Source organism: Microcoleus sp. S1D4 (assembly GCF_036700765.1).
Lineage (GTDB): Bacteria > Cyanobacteriota > Cyanobacteriia > Cyanobacteriales > Microcoleaceae > Microcoleus.
Genome location: NZ_JAUBPP010000002.1, coordinates 180,933 through 205,387, shown reverse-complemented (window position 1 = coordinate 205,387; position 24,455 = coordinate 180,933). Strand labels below are relative to the sequence as shown.

Below are 24,455 nucleotides of genomic sequence, written 5' to 3'. Positions count from 1 at the left end.
TAGATACTATATTTTTGACTTTAGATCATAGGTTGACAAATCTTGATATTCAACCCTGGTGTTAGGGAATTATGACATTTGTTTACATAGTACGCAAAGGATTAAACAATTTACAAATAAAAATTAAAGAAGTTCTCAGCAAAAATTTAGACCTTAGTTTAAGGCCCAGATTGCATCTGTTGACTGTTGGCTGTTGGCTGTTGACTGTTGACTGTTGACTGTTGGCTGTTGGCTGTTGACTGTTGACTGTTGACTGTTGACAGGTAAATCTCAAATTTCAAATCGACTCACCTCACCTGCATAGGGAGACAAACCCTGGAGAGGTTCGCCCGTAGCCCCAAAATTTAGACGCCGAAAATTTAGATTTTAGTGTGAATCTAAAATCTCAAACTTCTACTGAGCGAAGCCGAAGTATTTAAAATTTAAAATCTCAAATCGATTGGCGCTATGATTGTACCATTTTTGATTCCTCGTTACCTTCAACACCGACCTGCAAGCTTATGGATCTCAAATCTCTGATTCGCGACATTCCTGATTTCCCCAAGCCGGGAATAATGTTTCGAGACATTACAACTTTGCTGTCCAACCCGCAAGGACTCAGCTACACCATTGACAGCTTAGCCGAAAAATGCTCTGCAATGTCTGCTGACTATGTGGTGGGTATGGAATCGCGGGGCTTCATCTTTGGCGCGCCCTTGGCTTATAAAATGGGAATAGGCTTTATTCCTGTCCGCAAGCCGGGGAAACTGCCAGGAGAAGTTTATTCTGCTGAGTACGAGTTGGAGTATGGTGTCGATCGACTGGAGATGCACCGAAACGCGATGAAATCCGGCAGCCGGGTGCTGGTTGTGGACGATTTAATCGCCACTGGCGGAACGGCGGTAGCAACGGCTCAGTTGTTGCAGCAAGCAAGCTGCGAGCTTATCGGTTTTGCTTTTGTCATTGAATTGCAGGCTTTGGGCGGCAGGCAGAAATTGCCTGATGTGCCAATTGTTACCTTAGTTGAGTATTAGTCAGTTAACTGTTAACTGTTGACTGTTGACTGTTGACTGTTGACCAATAATATCCTTGACCTTTGCATCGGAATCATTCATCTCTCTCTTTTCTTTCTCTGCGATCTCTGCGATCTCTGCGGTTAAATCATTCCGATGCAACTGGAATTAATATCATTCACAAATCTAAAATCTAAAATCTAAAATCTAAAATCCTATGACTTCTATTAAATCTAATCGAAAGTTGCGAATGTTGAATTCTGTGTTGGGTAGCGAGACATTTACTTATGTAGTCAAGCGACTGTTGCAGGCACTTTTAACCTTATTTTTAGCCTCGGCTCTTTGTTTTGCAATTATTGAGTTGGCACCAGGAAATTACTTAGATACTTTGAGCCAAAATCCCAAGATTTCGCCGGAGACACTCAAGCAACTCGAACAGCAGTTCGGCTTGGATAAACCAGCGATTGTGCAGTATTGGCTGTGGTTGCAACAAATTGTAACGCGGGGGAATTTTGGCACGAGTTTTGTGTATCAGCGATCCGTAGCTTCGCTGCTGTGGGAAAGAGTACCGGCGACGTTATTGATGGCGATCGCATCTTTGATTGTAACTTGGGCGATCGCGCTTCCTTTGGGAATAGTCGCCGCCGTCAATCAGAATAAAACTGTCGATCGAGTTTTGCAAGTAGTCAGCTACACCGGCCAGGGATTTCCCAGCTTTATCACAGCCTTGCTGCTGCTATTTTTTGCTCAAAATACTTCCCCTCTTTTCCCCGTCGGAGGAATGACCAGCATCGACCATGCAGACTTACCTTGGTGGGGTCAAATCCTCGATTACTGCTGGCACTTAATTTTGCCAACAGTCGCCCTCAGCGTTACTGGTTTTGCAGGCTTGCAAAGATTGATGCGCGGACAATTATTGGACGTACTGCGTCAAGATTACATCCGCACCGCCAAGGCCAAAGGTTTACCCGACAATCGAGTAATTTACGTTCACGCTTTACGGAATGCGATTAATCCGTTAGTCACGCTATTGGGTTTTGAGTTTGCTAGTTTGTTGAGCGGTGCATTTATTGCTGAATTTTTCTTTAATTGGCCTGGTTTGGGAAAGCTGACTTTGGAAGCTGTGACTAATCAAGATTTGTACTTAGTCATGGCAAGTTTGATGATGGGCGCGACCATGTTGATTGTTGGTAATTTGTTGGCGGATTTACTACTCAAAGCAGTTGACCCTAGAATTAAACTGGAAAATCTTAAATAGAAGACTTAATTCAGTAACAAAAAGTACACAATGGCGATTTGTAACAGTCAACAGTCAACAGTCAACAGTATTCCCATTACCAATCTCGGAGTGTTTTATGTCAGAAAAACAACCAAACGAACCAATGAGTTTTAGCCGCTTTGCCGACTGGTGCAGGCATATTGACAGCCTTTCAGAAGGGGCAAGGTACACAGTTAAAGAGTTGTTAGAAAGGGCTGGCACTGATGACCCTGAAGCAGCGGAGCAGATACTTTCAAGGATGACAACACTGTATCTCTACGGCCATTATGAAGATCTTACCGACATCAGCCCCCTCGGCTCGCTCACCAATTTGACAACACTGCATCTGGGCTGCAATAACATTACCGATATCAGCGCCTTGCGATCGCTCACCAATCTGACCGAACTCGATCTCTACGAGAATAGAATTACCGATGTCAGCGCCTTGCGATCGCTCACCAATCTGACAGAACTCAATCTCTACGAGAATAGAATTACCGATGTCAGCGCCTTGCGATCGCTCACCAATCTGACAGAACTCAATCTCCACGACAATGAAATTACCGCTATATGCGTGTCAGGCGAAGTCGCACAGAAATGTCTTACTCTCTCGACTAGACCAATTGATGCTCAAAAAGCCACAGAAGCCATCAAAGTTGTCTATGCCGCTATTGGCCTAGAAGAACCCGAAGTTATTATTTGCAGCAGTCCCCGCGACGTTTGTCCCCAAATCTTCAAAAGGCTCAAACGCGAGCATTCACAAAACTGCTCAGACGAATACAGAAATAGATTGGGGGAAAATTTAAACCAGATATGGATATCCCCTATGGAAGAATTTGCAATTTCGTGGGAGTATGAGATCCATAGGATCACGCTCGAGTCCCAAGCCGACAGCACACTGCATTCGGAAATGTACAAAGTGGTTGACAGCTATATGCGATCGGAACGAACGATATGGAATGTTTTTTTCAAAGATTTGTTCTACCTTAACTACCCTCAAACCTCCACGAATTTGTTTAAAGAAATCTATTTAACTGAATTGTATATATCTTCAGGCGTCAATATTTCCCAAAAGGCACAAGAAATACATCACTACCAAAAGCTGCTTTTCGAGCATTGCGGTTGGATATTTCCCTTTGAAAAGATTTGCGCGGTGTGCGATCGCCCGCGCCACCTGCGCTTTGACAGTCAAAACCGCTTGCACGCCGAAGCAGAACCTGCGATCGAGTTTGCCGACGGATGGAATTTTTACTATTATCACGGTGTCAGATTGCCTGAAGAATACGGCCAAGTCCCCCCAAATCAATGGCAATCCCAATGGCTTTTAACAGAAGAGAATGCCGAACTGAGGCGAGTGTTAATTCAAGGGATTGGTTACGATCGCATTTGTCAAGAATTGTTAGCAAAACAAATAGATAGTTGGCAGGAATATGCACTATTACAAATAGATAATGCCGATGTCGAGCCGATTTGTTTGTTAAAAATGACTTGTCCAAGTACGGGATTCATTCACGCTTTGAGAGTCCCACCTAACCTGAGATCAGCTAGGAAGGCAATTCGCTGGGTAAATTGGGATATCGATCCAAAGAAATTTTCCGTGCAGACTTGATCTAATTGCGCCAGCAGTATATAATTAAATCAAGTTTGATTAGCAGTCGCAATTTGTGCTTGGGTAAGTCCTGCGTAAGTCCTGAGCAAGAAGGAAGAAAGAAGAAGCGAAAAAACTGCTTTTTTGCGTTTGCAGGCAAAACTCTTTGGTGTCAACTTAATGTGAAACCCCGATTGCGGTATGGGGTTTAAACCCTTGCAGGAAACCTTAACTCCTCTTCAGACGACTGTTCCACTTATTATGCCAATTCCGCATTTATAATTCACTTTATATTGAGCGATGGTTGTCGCCACTACACACAAAAAGCCCGCCTTCGGAGGCTTTAAGATTAAAGTTGCAAAATAATTTCTGACTGTACAGATCCAAAATTATAGAGTCAGCGTATATTACTAATGAACGCAGTACAAAATTTCATAGGTTCGCATCGCTAAAAAGTTGAGCTTGCCTGTTTGCAGTTGAGCTGCGATCGCGCGCCAGCTACACAGCCAACTATAAAATACGGCTAAGTGATCTGTATTTAGGAGTGAGTTTATTTGAATCTGGGGGCGGGTTTATATATCATTTTACCTGCGTGTAATACTTTTATGGCAGCCCACACAGCCGAAAATAAGAAAAACTATCCTAAAAGTGCGAATTTGTGATATGTTAAAATGAAAAAACCGCCGCTTTTAGGCAACGGAAGTATCAAAATTAGAGGGTGATTACAGCATGGCAGAAATAAGAGACACCGCACAAGCAAACTTGCTAGCCGGAACTCCAGAAGATGACCTAATTTTTGGTTTAATGGGAAATGACACCATTGCGGGAAACTCGGGAAATGACAGCATTTTTGGAGGAAAGCAAAGCGATTCCATTGAGGGAAATTCTGGCAATGATTCGATTTTTGGAGATTTAGATAACGATACTATTAACGGCGGTGAAGGTAGCGATTTTTTAGTTGGCGGAAAAGGCAGCGATTTCATCTCAGGCAACTCCGGCAATGATGTTTTGTCGGGCGATCGCGGTACTGATATCCTAAGCGGCGGCGAGGGGGCAGACGTATTTGTTTTGAGGCGCTACGCTGATGCCGATCCTTTTCGTACCAGCGGCGGTGTAAGTTTGGGCGATGCTGACGCGATCGCAGATTTTGCACCAGGTACAGATTTAATCGGTTTGGGAGAAGGTGTCAGTTTTAGCGACTTGAATATTCTGGAAGCAGGAAACGATACTGTTATTCAAGACCGGGTGACTGGAGAATTTTTTGCGGTTCTCCAAGGTGTTAATCGAAACTCGATCGGCCCTGCAAATTTCACTAATAATATTAGCAGCATTGCTCCCACTCTCCCGCCTGCACCGCGGACAACGGCTTATGCTTTAACTTCTACTAATCGGATTGTCGGTTTTAGTCTTTCCAATCCGGGAAGTGTCATCTCAGATTTGCCCGTGACTGGATTACCAGCGGGAGAAAGTTTGCTGGGAATTGATTATCGGCCGGCGAATGGCGTACTTTACGGTGTGGGTAGCAGCAATCGCTTGTATACTCTCAATCCCAGAACTGGAGAAGCAAGTCAAGTCGGTAGCGGGGAATTTCCTGTTAGTTTGACTTCGGGGGCTGCGGGTTTTGATTTCAATCCGACGGTGGATCGAATTCGGTTTGTCAATCAAGCTGGTCAAAATGCCCGCCTCAATCCGAATACGGCGGGAATTGTGGATTTTGACACGCAGGCGGGGGGAATTCAACTCGACGGGAATTTGGCTTATGCTGCGGGCGATCGCAATTTCGGAAGTTCTCCGGGGGTGGCGTCTGCTGCCTATACTAACAATTTGGCCGGCGTAACTTCGACAACTTTGTTTGCAATCGACAGCAATTTAGACGTTTTGGTGCGACAAGATCCGCCGAATAATGGAGTGTTGAATACGATCGGATCTTTGGGAGTTGATGCTAGTAGCATTCTCGGCTTTGATATCAGGAGTATTGGCGGCCGCGAGGTGGCAGTGGCGGCGCTGGAAGTTGGGGGTGTTTCCGGTTTGTACAATATCAATTTGACAACCGGTCAAGCTTCCTTCGCGGGCCAAATTGCCGACGGAAGACAGATTAACGGTTTGGCTTTACCTTTGCCTACAGCTTACGCCTTGACTGTCAGAAATGGCGCTGAAGCAATTGTCGGTTTTAACGAGGGGGCACCGCAGGCGATTCTCAGCGACGCGACTGTTACTGGTTTGCAGCCTGGAGAAAGTTTGCTGGGAATTGATTTTCGCCCCGCTAACGGCCAACTTTACGGTGTTGGTTCTAGTAATCGCTTGTACGCGATCGATCCGGTGACTGGGGCTGCAAGTCAAGTCGGTAGCGGGCAATTTCCTGTTGGTTTGACTCCGGGGGCTGCGGGTTTTGATTTCAATCCGACGGTGGATCGCATTCGGTTTGTCAATCAAGCCGGTCAAAACGCCCGCCTCAACCCGGATACGGGGGCAGTTGTGGATACTGACACGCTGACGGGGGGAATTCAACTCGACGGGAATTTGGCTTATGCTGCGGGCGATCGCAATTTTGGAAATTCTCCGGGGGTGGCGTCTGCTGCTTATGTGAATAACTTGCCGGGGGTAAATTCGACAACTTTGTTTGCCATCGACAGCAATTTAGACGTTTTGGTGCGGCAAGATCCGCCGAATAATGGAGTGTTGAATACGATCGGATCTTTGGGAGTTGATGCTGGTACCGTTCTCGGCTTTGATGTCAGGAGTGTTGGCGGTAACGAGACGGCTTTGGCTGCGATCGAAGTTGGCGGAGTTTCGAGCCTGTACAATATTAATTTGACGACCGGTCGGGCTTCCATCGTCGGTCCAATTGGCGACGGGCGATCGATTAAAGGTTTGGCACTGACTTTGATTTAAATAGGGAAGGAAGAAGGAAGAAGGAAGAAGGAAGAAGGAAGAAGGAAGAAGGAAGAAGAAAGAAAAATAATTAAACTTTTTTAATTTACCGATTCCCAATTCCCCATTCCCAATTCCCCATTTCCAATTCCTCATTCCCAATTCCCCATTCCCAATTCCCGATTCCCAATTCCCCATTCCCAATTCCTCATTCCCGATTCCCGATTCCCGATTCCCGATTCCCGATTCCCGATTCCCGATTTCCCATTACCAATTTGAGTTAATCTATTATTTTGACAAAAAAGATAAGATGTTATCCCAAGTTTTTTACTTGCTCCGTTCTCGTGCTGACGGCAAATATCTATCCGCCAATCCCAATCCTGATTCGGCAGTTAGTTACTTGTTAATGTTTCGCGAAGACTATGACGCTTTGAGCTATCTCAACACCCATGCTGCTGATGTTGCCGATCGATTCGGAGTAGAATCAATTTCTGGTTCTCAGGTAAAAAAGTTGCTGGAACGTTGGAGCTTTAAGGGTGTGGGGATCGTTCAAGACCCGCTGTTACCGAATATTGAGTTTTTATTGACAAATAATTGACAGTTGACAAAATTTGCGCTTCACCCGGTTTCTGGAAGAAATCGGGTTTTTTCGTCAAGTTTTGGGGGACTCTTAGTTTGCCGGCGCACGGATGAGCAGGAACCGGGTTTCTTTGACACTGCGTAAGTCTTGGATCTGACAAAGCCCAAAACACCCTATTTAGTGCAATTCATCCAATATATTAACGTTTAACTCTCAATCTGAATCCTATTGTATATTCGTAGTCTGTTGATATATTCCGCGTCAGTACATAAATTATGGTTCCAAAATTAGAGCGATCGAGTGTCAGCGAAAAACGCAACCAGTCCGATTTTCCCGAAACAGTACCCACAGCAAATCCAATATTTTTCAGGACGTACAGCCGCCGTACCGAGACAGGGCGGGAGACTTGGGCCCAAGTGTGCGATCGAACAGTTAAGGGCTTAGCGTCGCTAGGAAACCTCACTGCTGAAGAAACAGAGCTCCTACACCGGATGCAAAACCAGCTCAAAACCCTCGCTTCCGGGCGCTGGCTGTGGGTAGGCGGCAGCAAATGGATAGAACAACCCGAAAACTTTTCCGGCGCCTATAATTGTTCCTCAACCAATATTATCGACTGGCGCGCCTTTGGCTTGTTAATGGATTTGGCAATGATGGGCTGCGGCACCGGTGCAGTTTTGGAACCCAAATATATCAACCAATTGCCGCCAATCCGCAACCGCTTAACCGTGACAATGCAAGGCGAAATCGGCTCTACACCCGCCCAGTCGCGCCGCCAAGCAACCGAAGTAAAAATAGACAAAAAAACCGCCACTATCCATGTCGGAGATTCTCGCCAAGGTTGGGTGCAATCCTATCAAACTTTACTGGAATTATCCACAGATGAAAGATTTGCAGGCGAAGTTCAAGTTTACATCGATTTGAGCGACGTTCGCCCGGTGGGAGAGCCTTTAAAAGGTTTTGGCGGAGTCGCAAATCCGGTAAAATTGCCCGACCTTTATCAACGTTGTTCAGCAATTTTGAATAAAGCTTTAGGGCGGCAGTTAAATTCAGTTGAATGCTGCGTGTTGATTGACGAAGCTGCGGTCACAATTGTTGCAGGCAATATTAGGCGGTCTGCCGGAATACGTCAGTTTTATTCTGACGACGAACTGGGGGCAAATGCTAAAAACAACCTGTGGCAACAAGATGATAAAGGCAACTGGAGAATAGATCGAGAACGCGATGCTTTGAGAATGGCAAATCATACCCGCGTTTTCCATCACAAACCAACACTGGAAGAATGTATTGATGCTGTTCGCAAACAGTATTATTCTGGTGAAGGTGCGATTCAGTGGGCTGGTGAAGCTGTAGCTAGAGCTAACGTCGATTTACTTTCAACACCGAGTCTTAAAAATCAGTTCTTGAAAGCTTACGACGAAGGAAAAGCTAAACATTGGTTGCAGGAACGCTATCCTGACATGACTGCGGAAGAATTAGAGCATCGGTCAGTTCGTTTGGGCTTAAACCCGTGTGGTAAGTAATTTTGCCTCACGTTAAAAACCTCGCAAATTCGGAGAAGACTGAGATGTTAATTCCGAGGTAAGTAAGGGAATTAAAAATCCTTTGCCACCGTAGAGCGTACCGGGTGAACCTTCTTGATTGAAGAATATAATCCTGGCAAGAGTGCGGGGCATTTATAACTAAAGTAAATGAAAAAGTACGCCGAGCTACAGGGAAAATAGAATCTGTAGAACTAAAGGATAAAAAGCCTTTAGGATAACACAACTGGAAATCATCGGCTCTAATTTTCACTGTAATCTGGGGGAGGTTCACCTCAATCAAATCGATCCTTACAACTTCAAAGAACAAGAGGAAGCTTTCACCGCAGCAGGTTTATCTGTTGCGGTACTTCTCAATCACAAATTTCTCGAACCTCGCTATCAATACAGCCGCGAATTAGACCCGATTGTCGGCGTATCTTTCACGGGATTGTTCGATTTCTTCGTTCATGCTTTTGGTGTTGAGTGGCTGCACTGGTGGGTGGAAGGCCGCCCGCAAACTCCGCAGGGAATCGCGTTTAAACAGCGGGAAGAAGAGTATTTGACTGGTTGGCGGGAAATTGTCGATCGCGTAGTATGGGATTATTGCGATCGCCATTCCTTAAAACGCCCAAATCGCTGCACAACCGTGCAACCATCGGGTACCAAATCTCTGCTCACAGGCGCTTCTCCGGGGTGGCATCCGCCGAAAGCCCAGCGTTTTATTCGCCGGATCACTTTCGGCAAAAACGACCCCGTAGCCCTCGCCTGCATAGACTACGGATACAACGTGATTCCGTCTCAATCTGACAAGGATGAAAACGGCAATTTGCTGAACAATCCCTTCGACGAACGCTGCACGGAATGGCTGGTAGAAATACCCGTTGCGGTAAGTTGGGCTGATTTACCCGGTGCCGATCAAATTGACATTAACAAATTCTCAGCGGCGGCACAAATGGACTTTTATATGCAGGTACAAAAGTTCTATGTTAGACATAACACTTCGGCCACCATTGAATTGCGGGAAAATGAAGTTGAAAGTTTGGGCACTCGGATTTACGAAGCCATTCGCGACGACGAAGGCTACATTTCCGCAGCGCTTTTAGCTCGGTTTGATGCTCTTGAAACTTTCCCACGTTTGCCATTTGAACCGATAAACAAGGAAACTTACACCAAGATGGTGGAAGAGAGTTTAGCGCGCCGCGAAATTGATGTTTTTCACGCGGCTTTGAGCCGTTATGACTTAGGTGAAATGATGGATTCGGGGCCGGCGGGCTGCGATTCAGATAAGTGTTTGATGCCGGAGACTAAGGCTATGTAATAGCCAATAGCCAAATCCCCGACTTCTGAAATTACTTCGATATTTCACGAAGATAACCAAAAGAAGTCGGGGATTTTGTTTCTCAACCGTTGACGTAATAATCCCGGGTTCCCTTCGCATTCATCGCTTCTCCGAGTCGATTTAACCCGTACACGTAAGCCGCAGTTCTCATGGAAACTGAAAATTCCTGAGATATCTTCCAAATTGCCTCAGTTTCTTCGACCATTTTGTGCTGCAACCGCTGGTTGACATCCTCCAGCTTCCAATAAAGCCCGCTGCGATTTTGCACCCACTCAAAATAACTAACCGTTACGCCCCCAGCATTGACTAAAATATCAGGAATTACCTGAATCCCCCTCGATTCTAAAATCAAATCAGCAGCAGAATCGATCGGCCCGTTAGCTACTTCAAAAATAAACTTAGCCTTGACATCGTTAACATTGGCTTCAGTTATTTGATTCTCCAAAGCTGCTGGAACCAGCACGTCTACATCTAATGCTAAAAGTTGCTCATTTGTCAAGATTTTGTGTTCGATAATATTGCAAACTGAACCTTTGCAGTAAATAGCTTTGATACCTTTATTAGAGTCTTTAAACCCTCGAATACTGGGGATGTCCAGGCCTTGTTTGGCATAAATTCCCCCTTGGGAATCGCTGACTGCAACAACTTTGTAACCGGCTTGATAGAGCAATTCTGCTAATTCTGCACCCGCATTACCAAAACCTTGTACTGCTACGGTTGTATTTTGAGGATTTAGATCGAATTTTGGCAGTATAGTTTCTATTACAAAAAAAGCGCCGGTTGCTGTAGCGGTATCTCGGCCCAAACTGCCACCGATTGTCACGGGTTTTCCAGTCACCACCGCCGGACAAAGCTGTCGCTTAATAATATTGTACTGATCCATCATCCAGCCCATAATCATGGGATTGGTGTAGACATCCGGTGCGGGAATATCGACATCGGGGCCGATGAAATCTGCGATCGCATCAATGTAACCCCGGCTCAGCCTTTCCAATTCAAATTTAGACAATTCTTTGGGATTGACAGTAATTCCGCCCTTGCCTCCTCCGAATGGTATGTTGAGAACCGCACATTTAAAAGTCATCCAAAATGCCAAGGATTGCACTTCATCAAGGGATACTCCCGGATGATAGCGCACTCCTCCTTTAGAGGGGCCTCTGGTGTTGTCGTAGCGCACTCGATAACCTTGGAAAATTCGCAGGGAACCGTCGTCCATCCGCACGGGAATCGATACAATTAAGCTGGATTTGGGATATTTGAGCCGTTCGATCGTATCCTCGGAAAGGGATACATATTTTAAGGCTCGTTCTAATCGGCGGCTGGCATCGGCAAATAATGAATCAGACATAAGATGAAGGAAGAAGGAAACCACGACACGGATTTGGACACGGATACACGGATTAATTATTTAGTGCCCGTCAGATTTTGAAAGAAGAGTGAAGAAGGAAGAATAGCTGACATCTTAATTTTAAGTATCTCGGCTGACCTACTGGTTTTCCTATACATTTTAATTTAATCACAATCTAGGTTGAATTCTGTCAACTGTCAACGGTCAACTGTTGACAAACTGCTTGGTGTCGCTCGACAATACCGCACTCCCAAGCAGAGATTAAGCAAATACACTTAAAATAGAGAGATATATTTAAGCTCAAGGGGTAATTTGAGTTCGATCGCTCAAATCACAGCCAGTCACTAGGGGAAGTAAATTGTGACATAGATCGAGGCTCTAGCAAATGTTCTAAACTCAATTATTATTATGGTTGGACTCCTAGCCGCGTTATCTGCATCGGCGGCGGGGGGTATGAGAATTGCCCTGCCCCTGCTGTTAATTGGTTTGTTGCGGATTGATAAACTTTGGTCGGAAATACCTCTATTATCGGGGGTTCCTCCCCAAGTGGCTATTACCATCTTAGTGAGTTGGTCGCTGTTAGAGTTATTTGCTTCTAAAACTTTTGTGGGACAGCGGGTGCTGCAAGTTGTGCAGATTATTTTTAGTCCCATTGTAGGAGCAATTATGGGAATTGCGATCGCTCAGGTAAGTTCGATCAACGAAATTATTGCTCATCCCTGGATGCTGTGGATTATTGGTATTGTCGGAGGTTTGTTGGCTTTAGTGCTGCAACTGGTACAAGCAGGATGGCTTTACCGGCTGCGGGGTTTGCCGATTTGGGTAATTTTTTTGCAAGATATTCTGTGCATTTCTTTGGTTTTATTTGCCTTTGATGCCCCGCGACAGGGAGCGTTAGTTGCTATGCTGCTGCTGTGGCTGGCAATTCGCAGTTCTAAAGAGTGGTATCGCTGGTACAGAAGTCAGGGAATAGTGGCCGATGGGGAAAATCCCCGCCGCCACAAGCACGATCCAGATTAGTTTAAGGTAGATACAAAGACCGCCCTCTGGCGGTTCTCAGGGGCGGGGGCGGGTTTTAGGCGCAGGTTGTTTGTCTGCTGTTGGTGTTAACAATTGTCTGGAACCCCTTTGTATTTCTCGTTTCTTGCCGGGGTCATATCCCCCTAGGGAAGGGGGAGTAGAGAGCAAGCTAAGGGGGGATCGATACTTAAATACAAACCAGAGATATCAAGAATTTCAGATTGAAGTTAAGACCACTGATTGCTGGCTTAAGCCGTCCCTAAAGATCGATCGCACAACCGATTGTTTAAAGCAAGCCGATCGAGTGTAGCGGGCCTTGACCCGTAACTAACTCGATCACTAATGCTATAAAACCAATCATTGCTACACGACCGTTCCAGACTTCGGCCCCCGTCGTCAAACCCCACTCCCATTGCTCTTGAGGGTACATTTTGACTCTCTTGGAAGGGCGTACTACATCAGAGAATTTAACGCTGGGAGATTCGATCGACTCGATGACTAAATCGGCCAAGGCCTCAATAAACACCGGATGAGTATTCAGTGCGGGCACTCGGTAGAAATTTTCAATGCCCGATTCTTCTGCTAGTTCTCGATACTCCATGTCAATTTCTTGCAGAGTCTCGATGTGTTCCGAAACAAAACTAATCGGAACTACCAACAAATCTTCGACTCCACTTTCTGCCAATTCGGTAATCGCGTCTTCGGTGTAAGGCTTGAGCCATTCCACCGGGCCAACCCGACTTTGATAGGCGAGGGTGTGTTCGTTCGATCGGTTCAAATGTTCCATAATCAGACGAGTGCAATCTTCAATCTCGCGCTGATAGGGGTCTCCAGCCTCTTCTACGTAGCTGAGGGGGACACCGTGGGCGCTGAAAAAGATGTGAACTCGATCGGGATGTGGACTGTTGTCTAATTCTTGGGCGATCAGTTCCGACATCGCCTGAATGTAACCAGGCCGTTGATACCAAGAAGGAATAGCGGTGTATTCGATCTCGCTGAGGGCTGGATCTTTGCCCCACATTTCTTCTAACTGCCGGAAGCTAGAACCGCTGGTACTGATGGAAAATTGAGGATATAGCGGCAAGATTGCCAACTGTTCGATGCGATCGCGCTTAATTTTGGCGATCGCTTCTTCGGTAAAAGGATGCCAATAGCGCATCCCCACGTATACTCGGGCATCTTGTCCCTTTTCTTGCAAGAGTTCTTGCAGCGAAGCGGCTTGTTCTTCGGTAATCCGGCGCAAAGGAGAGCCGCCCCCGATTTGGCGGTAGTTTTCCTGGGATTTCTGAAATCGCAGGGTCGAAATCAACCAGGCGAGCGGTTTCTGCATCCACGGAAACGGAATGCGAATGATTTCCGGGTCAGCAAACAAGTTGAACAGGAAAGGACGGACATCCTCGATTTGATCTGGCCCGCCCAAGTTTAATAGCAATACTCCCACACGGCCCATAGCAGTTACAGCTCTCCCATCGTCTCAGTTCTGTTACTTATTTTAACAATATAGCCTCATGATATCTTAAGTCGATAACAAGCTATACATAATTTTGACTATGGCAACAATTTTTAGAGATTTAAGTTATCGGTATCAGTGGCTGTACGACGCGATCGCCCGTCTGGCTGCTTTGAGCGTAGGTGGCGAGGCTCGTTTTCGCCAGCTAGCCCTGCAAAATTTGACCCCTAGCGCGGAAACTAAAATTTTAGACCTTTGTTGCGGTAGCGGTCAAACTACGCAGTTTCTCGTGCAATATTCCCAGGATGTCACAGGACTTGACGCTTCGCCGCGATCGCTCGAACGGGCCAGAAAAAATGTACCGTCAGCCAAGTATGTAGAAGCTTTTGCCGAATCCATGCCTTTTCCCGACTGTCATTTTGATTTGGTACACAGCAGCGTGGCGATGCACGAAATGCAGCCCCTACAGTTGAGGGAAATCTTTCAAGAAGTTTACCGCGTACTCAAGCCGGGGGGTGTATTCACTTTGGTAGATTTTCATCGGCCCACAAATCCAGTATTTTGGCCGGGGTTAGCTGTATTTTTGTGGTTGTTTGAGACTGAAACTGCTTGGGAGTTAATCGAAACTGACTTGAATAGTTTGTTGGCCGAAGTTGGATTTCAACCTAACAATTCCCAAGCAAATCAACAAGCTAAACTTTATGCGGGTGGCAGCATTCAAGTAATCCAAGTTGAAAAATAGTTAGTAGTTATTGGTTATTGGTTATTGGTTATTGGTTATTGGTTATTGGTTATTGGTTAGTAGTAACGGACGGATCTATCACGGTAAAAAACCGGTTTTCTACGATTATTCGTAACAGCAACGATAAATATTGAAAGAAACCCGGTTTCTCTGGTCGTGAGTGCGCGAACAAGAAACCGGGCTTTTACAAGTTGTGGGTTGAGTGACGATAAATATTAAAAGAAACCCGGTTTCTCAAGTCGGCGCGCGTGCACATTACTCTACTTTTAAACCAATGACTAATGACTACTGACTACTGACTGCTGACTACTGACTAATGACTAATGACTAATGACTAATGACTAATGACTAATGACTACTGACTACTGACTAAACAAACTTTTTGGCCTCAGCCAAAGCCGCCTCAAACTTGAGCAACACATCCTTTTCTGTGTGAATAACTTTTTCTTGTTGTAGCAGCGGGCGGCCAAAGCGAAAAATGCCGTCTTGTTCTACGTGGTCAACGGGAGGAAGCGTTTCGGGATGCGGCAAAAATTTTCGGCCGATGGTGTACGGCGTGTGGTAAGAAAAACTAAAATCGGGAAACTTATCGCTCTTGATTTCGAGATAGTAAAGCGAGTAATAATCTTTGGTTTCGCAGTACACGCATTCGCGGCATCTATTTACCAGTTTGCGATTCTGATTAAAAAACTCCCACTTGTCCCAATAGTAGTCATCTTTCATCATATCCTGGTGGTCGTCGCACAGTTCCAGATATAATTTGTCACCATCGGGAGGACGATAAAAGTAAAGCATGGCGTAGGGCATTTCAATCAGTAACTTAACTGCTTGATTTTTGCGGTGGTACCATTCCTGCTGGTGAGTTTCGTAGATTTTCTTAGATTCACTTCCTTGACTTTTGATCTGATTTTCTTTTGCCCACCGTGATGCCCAAACTGTCCAGTAAGCTAGCTGGAAGGTTGCAGAAATTTCCGCCGAACCTTGTTCTTTCCAGTCGGCAATTATTTTTTCCCAAGCTGAACTAAAAGCTATTCGGGATTGTTCGTTTTCTTCGGGGTTTTTTGTACTGACAGCAGCCGCTGTTTGGCCATTAGTTTTGAGCGGCGCTTTGGGCTCTTTGCGCCAGTTGTTAATGTCTGCTGGCGTGAGAGTTAAGATGAATCTTCTGTCGTGAACGGGATATTCTAAATGAATTCCAGATTTGAGGAAAGAGCGGTATTCTAAAATAGGAAGTTTGCCTTGTTCGATCCACTGCTGCCGTTCTGCTGGCGAACACTTGAGCATTGCTTCTAATTCTACCGGAGCGACGGCTAATTCACTTTTGAATGTCTCCAAAAATCTTTGTTGTTCGGCTGCGTTTATTTCTAGTACGGATACAATTCGGTTGACGATGTTATCTGTTTTGTCTTCGCAATTTTCGGGAAGTCCTAAGAAGTCGAGGAGTTTGGCTTTGAGTATGCGTCTGGAAGAGATTAGCTCGGCTAACATGAGAAGCTCCAGTAGAGTCTGAACTTGCAATCTTGAACTGGCAAGATTTGGGCAAGTCTATATATCTTAATAGATTCTCTTGAGTTGTCGGCAATTGAATTCAAATTCGATCGACTGTTACCGATATCCGCAGGAAGGCCCACTGCTGTCTGCATACCCGCAATACTTTATATTTCAGCGGATTTGAGCCGAAAGGTCGATCGCCCCATCCACGATCGCCTAAGCAAAAATACCCAAAATAATGTCGCGCGGTCGATCGGGTGGCTAAACCGGCTAAAATCGATAATTGCGATCGCGCACAAACTCACACGCACAGCATTGTCTACCAAGATGCGTTTACCCTGGTTGCAACGTCAGTGATTGTTGACTGTTGACAGGATTTTACAATTGACTAATGATTTCTCTGCATCTGCGTGAATCGGCGTCAATCAATTGTCATCTGCGGTGATAAATTATCTTTTTTTTAAACCGCAGATGAGGGCTGATAAATACAGATTAACGCAGATTAATTGTATCAACAATTCCGGTGGCACTGTTGACTGTTGACTGTTGACTGTTAACTAATGACTAATGACTAATGACTAACGATCGCCCGCAGTGCCCATTTTTCACGGTTTGTTCTAAAATCTCAAATATACAAGCCGGTAGTGCCAAGATTGCGGTAAACTCAGCTTGGTTCAAAACAGCCTTCAATCTAAAATCTCAGATCTAAAATCTAAAATCAAGATGACTGTCCAACTAAGCGATATTGAAACTCAACTAGAAATCCTCGGTCAAGAGTCCAAAAGTGCGATCGCCACGGCGAATACCCTCGAACAACTCGAACAGTTGCGCGTCGGCTACCTTGGCAAAAAAGGCCAACTATCTCAGATTTTAGGCATGATGGGCAAACTGTCGCCAGACCAGCGGCCCAAAGTAGGCGCGATCGCCAATACGGTAAAAGAAGCCCTGCAAGCCGACTTAGAAGACAAACGCGCCGGCCTCCAAACTGCCCAAATCCAAGCCAAATTAGCCTCAGAAACCCTCGATGTCACCATGCCGGGGATTTTTCGCCCCCAAGGCCGCGTTCACCCCTTAAACGCCGTCATAGACCGCGCTCTCGATATTTTTGTCGGTCTCGGCTACACCGTCGCCAACGGCCCGGAAATGGAAACAGATTATTACAACTTTGAGGCGCTGAACACCCCGCCCGACCACCCGGCGCGGGATATGCAAGATACATTTTATCTGCCGGGAGGCGACTTGCTGCGGACTCAGACATCATCGGTGCAAATTCGCTACATGGAACAGCACAAACCGCCGATTCGGATTGTTTCTCCCGGCCGCGTTTACCGCCGCGATACTGTGGATGCTACTCACGCAGCAGTTTTTCACCAAATCGAACTTTTAGCGATCGGTGAAGGCCTGACATTTACTGACTTAAAAGGCACAATTAAAGAGTTTTTGCGGCAAATGTTTGGGCAAGATTTGCCGATTCGTTTCCGCACGAGTTACTTTCCGTTTACAGAACCTTCTGCTGAAGTTGATTTGCAGTGGAACGGCAAATGGCTAGAAGTTTTGGGCTGCGGCGCGGTCGATCCGAATGTTCTTAAAGGAGTCGGTTTAGATCCAGAAAAATATACTGGATTTGCGGCTGGTTTTGGTGTGGAGCGGTTCGCAATGGTACTTTATGAAATTGACGATATTCGCCGGGTTTATTCTAGCGATTTGCGCTTTTTGCGGCAATTTTAAATGATGAATTGCGATCGGTTTGAGGCTCTGTCTGGAGGTTTGGGTAAATGCAGAGCGATGCTGTGGGTTTCGGGGGATGAGAAAAGGGCCAAAAAACACGCTCTGATTTCTGAAGAGTTTCACCCGAATTGGATTGGTTTTTAGTTAGGACTTTAGTATTTGGGAAAAGAAGGACTCGCATTCCGAACGATCAAACCTTAAAAAGAATGACTAAAGTCCTCACTACGAACCTTTAATACTTTTGGTTTTTAGTGAGGACTTTAGTATTTGGGGCAAAAAGGACTAAAGTCCTGACTACGAACCAGTTTGACAGTGGTGGAGCGAGCCAACACTATATTATTGATTGTCTAGTTAAAAGCATCCTTGATGCTGTCAACAACGCGCTCGACAGCGTTCTTGGTGTTATCTACTGCTTCTTGAGTGCGAGCAGAATCTTCTTCGGCTCTTTTCTCAATCGTAGCTGCATCTTCCTTCGCTTTGCGCTCTACGAAACTACCATTATCCGATGCTCGATCGACTTTGGCGGCATTTGTCTTGGCGGCGTCCTTAACTTTTTCTTCTGTATCTTTGAGGAAATTCTTGGTGCGTCCAGCATCTTTGCTGGCTTTTTCTTGCACGTTATCGCCAATATCTGCTGCTGCGATGGAGTTTATAGCAGGAGAGGCTAGGGCTGCGGTGTTCGAGAAATACGCACCCTGCCAAACAAATGCCATTGCTGATACGGAAAGCACGGTTGCAGCTAGATAGCGCCCGACAGTCGAAAGCCCTTTGGTAAAATAATTCAGTTTCATAGATTAAAAATTGAAGTTTGACATTCTATTTCTACCCTATCGCAGCGATCGACTGAACCATTCTCTAGATAGAGCTTATGCAACGACGCTCTATTTAAAAAGATCAGTCTTTTGATAGATTGAAACAAAAAACATCAGTCTATCAATTTTAGATTTTAGATTTTAGATTTTAGATTGGAAATTATTAGAATAGATTTCAAATGCCAGGTTTTGCGGGTTTCAACAGTCTATTTTAGATTTGTGATTTGTGATGGGCGATTGAACAGTTGACTTTATATCTACAGATTAGGGAATTTTCAGGAATGCTAGCGATTGGGACTTGTGGTGGCTAGATCGACTGAGGTGCGATCGACACTCACGCATTTAAGCTACTGTTAACTGTTGACTGTTGAGCCTCCCCCTTTTCCCTTTTCCCTCTCCGGTTCTAAGATAGCCAGCAATTGACAGGTGCAGCACCTTAATTTGTCTTGGCTTAATTCAGCAAAGATTAATTTTTTTGAATAAAATTTTAGTAAAAAGGATAAACAATGTTATGTAAAACATTTTTATGGAATACAAATCGATTTTTTTGCTATATTGACCTGCAATAAAGATAATGGTTTTGATGAGATGAGGAGTTGAACGGATGAAAAACTTGAATTGCTGGAACAAGCCCGCTGTATTGCTGGGCGCGATCGCACTTGTAGCCGGAAGTTTGCAGGCTCGGGCGATCGGTCATGCTGCCCCACCCATATCCACCACCAGTCAGGATGCTGAAAATATTTCCTTTGAAAACAGCGCCACCTTTCAAATAGCCCAAACAGGCCCCCTTTGCCGCAAAGTCACTCCCAAAGAAGGTTTGACCGTTCGTCAGAACCCAGACCCCAAATCCCCAAGAGTGGGCGGTGTAGCAATGAATACTCAGATAACACTGTTCCAAGGTGCGACTTCTGTTAAAGCCTCCGACGGTCGCCTCTGGATTCAAATTACCTCTCCGGTAAAAGGATACATTGCTACCGGATACCCCAACAACGAGGCTAATATAGCTTCCTGCACAATTAGTCAAAATCCTTCCCCAAGTCCAGCGCCCGCACCAGCACCCGCACCAGCACCGGCACCAGCGCCAGCGCCAGCACCAACGCCAGCGCCCTCACCAGCGCCCGCACCAACGCCAGCACCAGCGCCCTCACCAGCGCCCGCACCAGCGCCCGCACCAACACCAGCACCAGCAGTGACACCAGCGCCCGCACCAACACCAGCACCAGCAGCGACACCAGCGCCCGCAGCGACACCAGCGCCCGCAGCGACACCAGCGCCCGCAGCGACACCAGCACCAGCAGCGACAGGCCCCGTCAGTCTGTGCCGCCAGGTAGAACCTCGGGTAGCGCCCAAGGGTCTGGCTATTCGCGCAGAGCCTTCAAAGACTGCTGCGATTAAAGGTGGCGTAGCAGCTAACGGTCAAGTAACGCTTGTGCCGAATTTCCAGTTAGTGAAAGACAAGAATGGAGAAAACCGCAACTGGGTTGAGATTTCAGGGCCTGTTCCGGGATTTATCTCGGCTGGAAATTTGATCATGTGCAAGTAAACTGAGAAGTTCGATCGGTTTGTAGTGAGGATTTGAGTCTTCTCAACCGCATTTGAGCGAATAAGGACTCTTTGTCCTTACTACAAACCAATTTAATTGTGGGTGATTCATCTTGTTGCGGTGCGGTTTCTCCGGGCGCTGATTGGTACTGAGCAAAAAGCCGATCGATCTTTCTACTTACAGCGGCCGCTTGCCCAATTTTGGTGTCCGCGATTTGGCTGACACTTCGATTGTCGGCCAATCCAGACAATTTCCCACTTATTTTGCCTGAGCCTGAGTTCGATGCGGTGGCGCATTCCCGCAACAGAATCGTCAGCCAAGCCGACGACTGTATGAACAATTACGGCGGTTTCTCGCGTGGGATATTCAACCAAAATGCCATCGCTTTTTCTGCCTTCAGATTCTCGATCGAGAATAAAGAGTTTGGCTGCGATATCTTTGGGGTTGGAAACCGTAATTTTGCGATCGGTTATGAACCGTTTAGGATTAATTGTTTCGTAGCCAGAGCGAGTTGCAGGTTGCGAAAATGCTGCGGCGGGAATTTGGATGCAGGCGAACACAGACAGGAAAAAGAGCGATCGAGCGAGAGTAGATTTGTTCATTAGACATCTCCAATAACTTTTGTAGCGCAGGCTAAAATCCTGCTTTTGACCAGAAAAAATGGGTTTAAAGCTTCCCCCTTGTCGGAAGAATGGAAAAATTAATTTCCCTCACCCGCAAACCTCTTCGCGGAAGGAAGAGGTAACTGTCAACAAGCAAGCTGTCAACTGTTGAAACTCATTGGCAGACTATATTAAATTATCTGCGTCCATCAGTGTTTATCCGCTTGAAATCTGCGGTTAACTCATCAATCAAATATTTATGCAGCTTTGTCTATAGAACCCATTTGACATCTTTGAGTTTTTGGATGACGATAAATATAGATAAAAACTGGTTTCTGAGATTTACGCAAGGGGCTAGAAACCGGGTATTCTTGGAGTTTTTGGATGACGATAAATATAGAGAGAAACCCGGTTTCTGAGATTTACGCAGAATAGATATCAAATGGGTTCTATAGGCACTTGCGATTCCCAATGCCCAATGCCCAATGCCCAATTCCCAATTACCGGACATACCTCATCTTTACGAGAAAGGCTATATATCAACCATCAAAAATAACTGCTGCTTTGGGAAAATCTCAAATCTCAACTTGATTTAAACTCCAATCGTAAGGCAAAAAAAAGATCGCCCATTCATCATCCACAGCCACCTCCGGCCTCAAATAACCGCCCGCATACTCAGCCACCGAACCCGCCGCCTGCACAAAATCCTCCCCGTACCACTCAAAAATTTTGCTCAAATAAAGCGTCTTTTTCGCAGCATCGTACCGCACCTTATCGGGATTGCGAATAAAACTGCTGGTATCAGCCTCTAGTTGCGCCCGTACCGACTCTGGAAAATAAGCGCCGCGACGCAACAGCGGACACCCGAGTGCAGCGCAAACTAAGGCAAAATGAATGCGCGCTTCCGCAAAGGAGGGCCGCAAAATTGCGTGTTCGATTTGATTGAGACTGTACTTTTTGCCGCCAATAATCGAGTTTGAACGGGTGAAGAAATCCAAAAAAGCTAGCCAATTCGGAATTCCTAAAATTTTGGGACGGATGGACGCGATCGGGTATACTTCGAGAACTTGAGAAATTGCGATCGCATTGTACGCATTCAGCCACAACGCCAGCCGCGCATCCGCATCCGTAACAGCAGCTAAATCTACATCTGCCAAAGTTGCCAGCCAAGCGCTCAAAACATCTGCCCCCTCAGCTTTCCAGCGCCCATAATTAACACGGCCCCCAGCATCAACGTAGCGTTGCAGCAAGTCGTCCCAAGTCGAAAAGTCGATCGAATTTATCATTCATTACCATCCACATTCTAAGGCGGATATTGCTTTAGGTTCTAGTTCTATTTGTACGCTTATTTTTTTTAAACAATGAGTAAACTAGGTATTCCGACGCAGCCCAAAAGTTAAATTTAAATACAGTACAGCTTATTTGATACTACCGTCAACCTAAGTCGCCCCTTTTAGCTTAGCATTATCCAAATTTGATCCGGTCAAATCTGCCCCAATTAAATTAGCTTGTCGCAAAAAAGCCCCGCTGAAATTTGCCCTGGATAAATTAGCTTCTCTGAGATTTGCACCTCTCATATCAAATCCTCGCTTCATCGGAATAGTAAATTAACAGTTAACAGTCAACAGTCAACAGTCAACATCATTCCGATGCAACCGGAAACGATATCAAATCCGCCCCTTGCAAATCGGCATTTACTAAACTAGCTTGTGGCAGGGGAATGCTTCTCAAATCGCATCCGCGACACTGGTTAGTTTGCAGCAACTAATTTAGTTGCTGAAGATTACCTGCAATCACCCCTGCGGCCAACCCGAAAAGCAGTCCAAATAAAACTGCTCCAAAAGTTACAGATTTCATGGTCTTTACCTTCTACAATTATAAAAGATTCTTAATTTAAACTTCAACGGAGCTCGGTTGATTGCGGCACAACACCAATCCCAGTTTTTGAGTCAAATTTGTATTTCCCCTTACCTCCCCTACCAAATATGACCAATAAAAGCCACTTTTTCGATAAACTGTTAGCGGCTGTTGAAAGCAATCAAAGTTTGCTGTATTTAGCCCTAGATCCAGACCCAGAAACCTTGCCGGCGCTGGTTTCGATGACTGGAGAAGAAATTCAAAGTTTTGTGACTGATTTGTTGGCAAGGTTCAAAAGTGCGATCGACCAAACAGCCGATTTAATTTGTGCCTGCAAACTCACCCTCGGTTTTTATCAATCTCTCGGCATCCCCGGCTGGGAACTGCTGCAACAAATTTTAACAATAATTCCCCGCCATATTCCCGTAATTTTAGATGCCAAACACAGCGATTTAAACACCAGCGGAGTGTTTGCCAAAACCGTATTTGAAGACTGGCAATTTGACGCTATTACTCTAAGTCCCTATGCCGGATTCGACGAAGTAGCACCATTTTTATTATATCCCGGAAAAACTGTTTTTGTCCTCTGTGCCACTGCCAACCCGTCAGCCGCCGCATTGCAAGAATACCCGACAGCAGACAACCCTTTGTACTTGCAATTAGTCCGACTCTCTCAGACTTGGGGAACTCCCGAAAAACTCGGTTTGGAAGTAGGAGTAATGCCCGATTTGTTGGCGCGTATCCGCCAAGCGGCTCCAGAACGGCTGATTTTAGTTGAAGGAGACATCGCCGAAGAAAATGACATCGCAGAAGAGAACGACCTCGTACAACTGCTGGCGGCCGGTTTAAGCAAGAATGGTGAGGATTTATTGCTGCCAATTCCTCCGAGTTTGTTCGCGAAACAAGAGCCGCGCCGAGAAATTGAGAAATTGCGGGATAAAATTAACGAACAGAGGCTGCGGGCGATCGCAGGCAGTCCAACTTGCGAATTGTGGCTGCCCGACGTGTGTTTTTTGCAACCAGAACCCAACCGCGATTTAATCTTGCAACTTTATGACATCGGCTGCGTAGTTTTTGGCGACCACGTACAAGCATCGGGCGCACTATTTCCCTATTACATCGACTTGCGAAAAATCATCTCAATTCCGCAAATCTTTCATCAAATTGTCAGCGCCTATGCAGACATTCTCAAGGATTTAAAATTCGATCGCATTGCCGGAATTCCCTACGGTTCTTTACCCACAGCAACTGGTTTAGCATTACGGATGGAACGCCCGATGATTTTTCCGCGCAAAGAAGTGAAAACTTACGGTGCGGGTAAGTTAATTGAAGGGCATTTTCAGGCGGGAGAAACGATTGTCGTAGTCGATGATATTTTGATTAGTGGCAAAAGCGTGATGGAAGGTGCGGGCAAGTTAAAATCTGCGGGGTTAAATGTAGAAGATATTGTGGTTTTGATCGACCACGAACAGGGTGTAAAAGATAAATTGCAGACCAACGGTTATCGCGCGCATTCTGTACTAGCGCTTTCAGAAATTGCTCAAATTTTGTATCAAGCAAATCGCATTAATACGGAGCAATTTAATATGTTGACTGCGGAAGGTTAAAGTATATAATTTATAATTACCAGGCAGATCCTGGTAATTGATATCTGGAGGCTGAGCCTCCAAAATTCTGTCTCGTTTGCTTTGTTTTAATGGAGGCAGAGCCTCAT

20 protein-coding genes and 2 pseudogenes are annotated in these 24,455 nt (G+C 45.6%); 14 read left to right on the top strand and 8 right to left on the bottom strand.

Annotated features, from left to right (window positions below; all coding sequences use genetic code 11):
• The first annotated feature begins 500 nt into the window (after nt 1-500).
• From QT998_RS03300 to nrdJ (QT998_RS03270), 8 genes and pseudogenes are all read left to right on the top strand, one after another.
• Nucleotides 501-1,013: an adenine phosphoribosyltransferase gene (locus tag QT998_RS03300; RefSeq protein WP_333114065.1), complete on the top strand. Its 513-nt coding sequence runs from the start codon at nt 501-503 to the stop codon at nt 1,011-1,013.
• Nucleotides 1,014-1,242: 229 nt separating this feature from the next.
• The gene (locus QT998_RS03295) at nt 1,243-2,250 is read left to right on the top strand and encodes an ABC transporter permease (protein WP_333217919.1); all 1,008 of its coding nucleotides are present in this window, start codon (nt 1,243-1,245) and stop codon (nt 2,248-2,250) included.
• Between the two features lie 97 nt (nt 2,251-2,347).
• Nucleotides 2,348-2,809, top strand: a pseudogene (locus QT998_RS27385) (leucine-rich repeat domain-containing protein); the annotation flags it as partial.
• A gap of 543 nt (nt 2,810-3,352) precedes the next feature.
• Nucleotides 3,353-3,859 (top strand): annotated as a pseudogene (locus QT998_RS27380) (DUF6745 domain-containing protein); the annotation flags it as partial.
• A 708-nt stretch (nt 3,860-4,567) separates the two neighbouring features.
• A complete protein-coding gene (locus QT998_RS03285; RefSeq protein WP_333114059.1) occupies nt 4,568-6,730 on the top strand; it encodes a DUF4394 domain-containing protein in 2,163 nt (720 codons plus the stop codon).
• Between the two features lie 289 nt (nt 6,731-7,019).
• Nucleotides 7,020-7,307 (top strand): hypothetical protein, encoded by a 288-nt coding sequence (locus QT998_RS03280; protein WP_194008052.1) that lies wholly within the window; start codon nt 7,020-7,022, stop codon nt 7,305-7,307.
• A 257-nt stretch (nt 7,308-7,564) separates the two neighbouring features.
• Nucleotides 7,565-8,809 carry a ribonucleoside-triphosphate reductase, adenosylcobalamin-dependent gene (gene nrdJ, locus QT998_RS03275; protein ID WP_333114057.1) on the top strand — a complete coding sequence of 415 codons (1,245 nt, stop codon included), beginning with the start codon at nt 7,565-7,567 and terminating at the stop codon, nt 8,807-8,809.
• Nucleotides 8,810-9,044: 235 nt separating this feature from the next.
• Complete coding sequence (nrdJ, locus tag QT998_RS03270; RefSeq protein WP_333114276.1) at nt 9,045-10,127, top strand: ribonucleoside-triphosphate reductase, adenosylcobalamin-dependent; 1,083 nt, start codon at nt 9,045-9,047, stop codon at nt 10,125-10,127.
• 82 nt (nt 10,128-10,209) lie between these two features.
• Here nrdJ (QT998_RS03270) and QT998_RS03265 read toward each other — a convergent pair whose 3' ends face one another.
• Nucleotides 10,210-11,496, bottom strand: coding sequence for a Glu/Leu/Phe/Val family dehydrogenase (locus QT998_RS03265; RefSeq protein ID WP_333091971.1), 1,287 nt, complete (start codon nt 11,494-11,496; stop codon nt 10,210-10,212).
• 408 nt (nt 11,497-11,904) lie between these two features.
• Between QT998_RS03265 and QT998_RS03260 the strand changes: the two genes are divergently transcribed.
• Entirely contained in the window at nt 11,905-12,516 is a 612-nt protein-coding gene (locus QT998_RS03260; protein ID WP_333091972.1) for a DUF4126 domain-containing protein, read from the top strand.
• Between the two features lie 286 nt (nt 12,517-12,802).
• On the opposite strand, the gene hemH is transcribed toward QT998_RS03260, so the two are convergent.
• Nucleotides 12,803-13,966 carry a ferrochelatase gene (gene hemH / locus QT998_RS03255; protein ID WP_333091974.1) on the bottom strand — a complete coding sequence of 388 codons (1,164 nt, stop codon included), beginning with the start codon at nt 13,964-13,966 and terminating at the stop codon, nt 12,803-12,805.
• 100 nt (nt 13,967-14,066) lie between these two features.
• Here hemH and QT998_RS03250 point away from each other — a divergent pair, with 100 nt between their 5' ends.
• A complete protein-coding gene (locus tag QT998_RS03250; RefSeq protein ID WP_333091975.1) occupies nt 14,067-14,708 on the top strand; it encodes a class I SAM-dependent methyltransferase in 642 nt (213 codons plus the stop codon).
• Between the two features lie 369 nt (nt 14,709-15,077).
• Here QT998_RS03250 and QT998_RS03245 read toward each other — a convergent pair whose 3' ends face one another.
• Entirely contained in the window at nt 15,078-16,196 is a 1,119-nt protein-coding gene (locus QT998_RS03245) for a hypothetical protein (protein WP_333090325.1), read from the bottom strand.
• 726 nt (nt 16,197-16,922) lie between these two features.
• On the opposite strand from QT998_RS03245, the gene pheS reads away from it, so the two are divergent.
• Nucleotides 16,923-17,927, top strand: coding sequence for a phenylalanine--tRNA ligase subunit alpha (pheS, locus tag QT998_RS03240; protein WP_333090327.1), 1,005 nt, complete (start codon nt 16,923-16,925; stop codon nt 17,925-17,927).
• Nucleotides 17,928-18,071, top strand: coding sequence for a hypothetical protein (locus tag QT998_RS03235; RefSeq protein WP_333114049.1), 144 nt, complete (start codon nt 17,928-17,930; stop codon nt 18,069-18,071). It abuts the gene before it with no gap.
• 203 nt (nt 18,072-18,274) lie between these two features.
• On the opposite strand, the gene QT998_RS03230 is transcribed toward QT998_RS03235, so the two are convergent.
• Nucleotides 18,275-18,718, bottom strand: coding sequence for a hypothetical protein (locus QT998_RS03230; protein ID WP_333114047.1), 444 nt, complete (start codon nt 18,716-18,718; stop codon nt 18,275-18,277).
• A gap of 625 nt (nt 18,719-19,343) precedes the next feature.
• Here QT998_RS03230 and QT998_RS03225 point away from each other — a divergent pair.
• Entirely contained in the window at nt 19,344-20,282 is a 939-nt protein-coding gene (locus QT998_RS03225) for an SH3 domain-containing protein (protein ID WP_333114045.1), read from the top strand.
• A 173-nt stretch (nt 20,283-20,455) separates the two neighbouring features.
• Here the strand turns inward: QT998_RS03225 and QT998_RS03220 are convergent, their stop codons facing one another.
• The 4 genes from QT998_RS03220 to QT998_RS27375 all read right to left on the bottom strand — a co-directional run bounded on the left by QT998_RS03220 (nt 20,456) and on the right by QT998_RS27375 (nt 22,648).
• Nucleotides 20,456-20,884 carry a hypothetical protein gene (locus tag QT998_RS03220; protein WP_333090330.1) on the bottom strand — a complete coding sequence of 143 codons (429 nt, stop codon included), beginning with the start codon at nt 20,882-20,884 and terminating at the stop codon, nt 20,456-20,458.
• A gap of 575 nt (nt 20,885-21,459) precedes the next feature.
• Nucleotides 21,460-22,170, bottom strand: coding sequence for a DUF547 domain-containing protein (locus QT998_RS03215; RefSeq protein WP_333090332.1), 711 nt, complete (start codon nt 22,168-22,170; stop codon nt 21,460-21,462).
• Between the two features lie 153 nt (nt 22,171-22,323).
• A complete protein-coding gene (locus tag QT998_RS03210; RefSeq protein ID WP_333217917.1) occupies nt 22,324-22,461 on the bottom strand; it encodes a pentapeptide repeat-containing protein in 138 nt (45 codons plus the stop codon).
• 64 nt (nt 22,462-22,525) lie between these two features.
• Nucleotides 22,526-22,648 carry a pentapeptide repeat-containing protein gene (locus QT998_RS27375; RefSeq protein ID WP_369293279.1) on the bottom strand — a complete coding sequence of 41 codons (123 nt, stop codon included), beginning with the start codon at nt 22,646-22,648 and terminating at the stop codon, nt 22,526-22,528.
• Between the two features lie 221 nt (nt 22,649-22,869).
• Between QT998_RS27375 and QT998_RS03205 the strand changes: the two genes are divergently transcribed.
• Nucleotides 22,870-24,348, top strand: a complete 1,479-nt coding sequence (locus QT998_RS03205; RefSeq protein WP_333114040.1) for a bifunctional orotidine-5'-phosphate decarboxylase/orotate phosphoribosyltransferase — start codon at nt 22,870-22,872, stop codon at nt 24,346-24,348.
• The last annotated feature ends 107 nt before the right edge of the window (nt 24,349-24,455 follow it).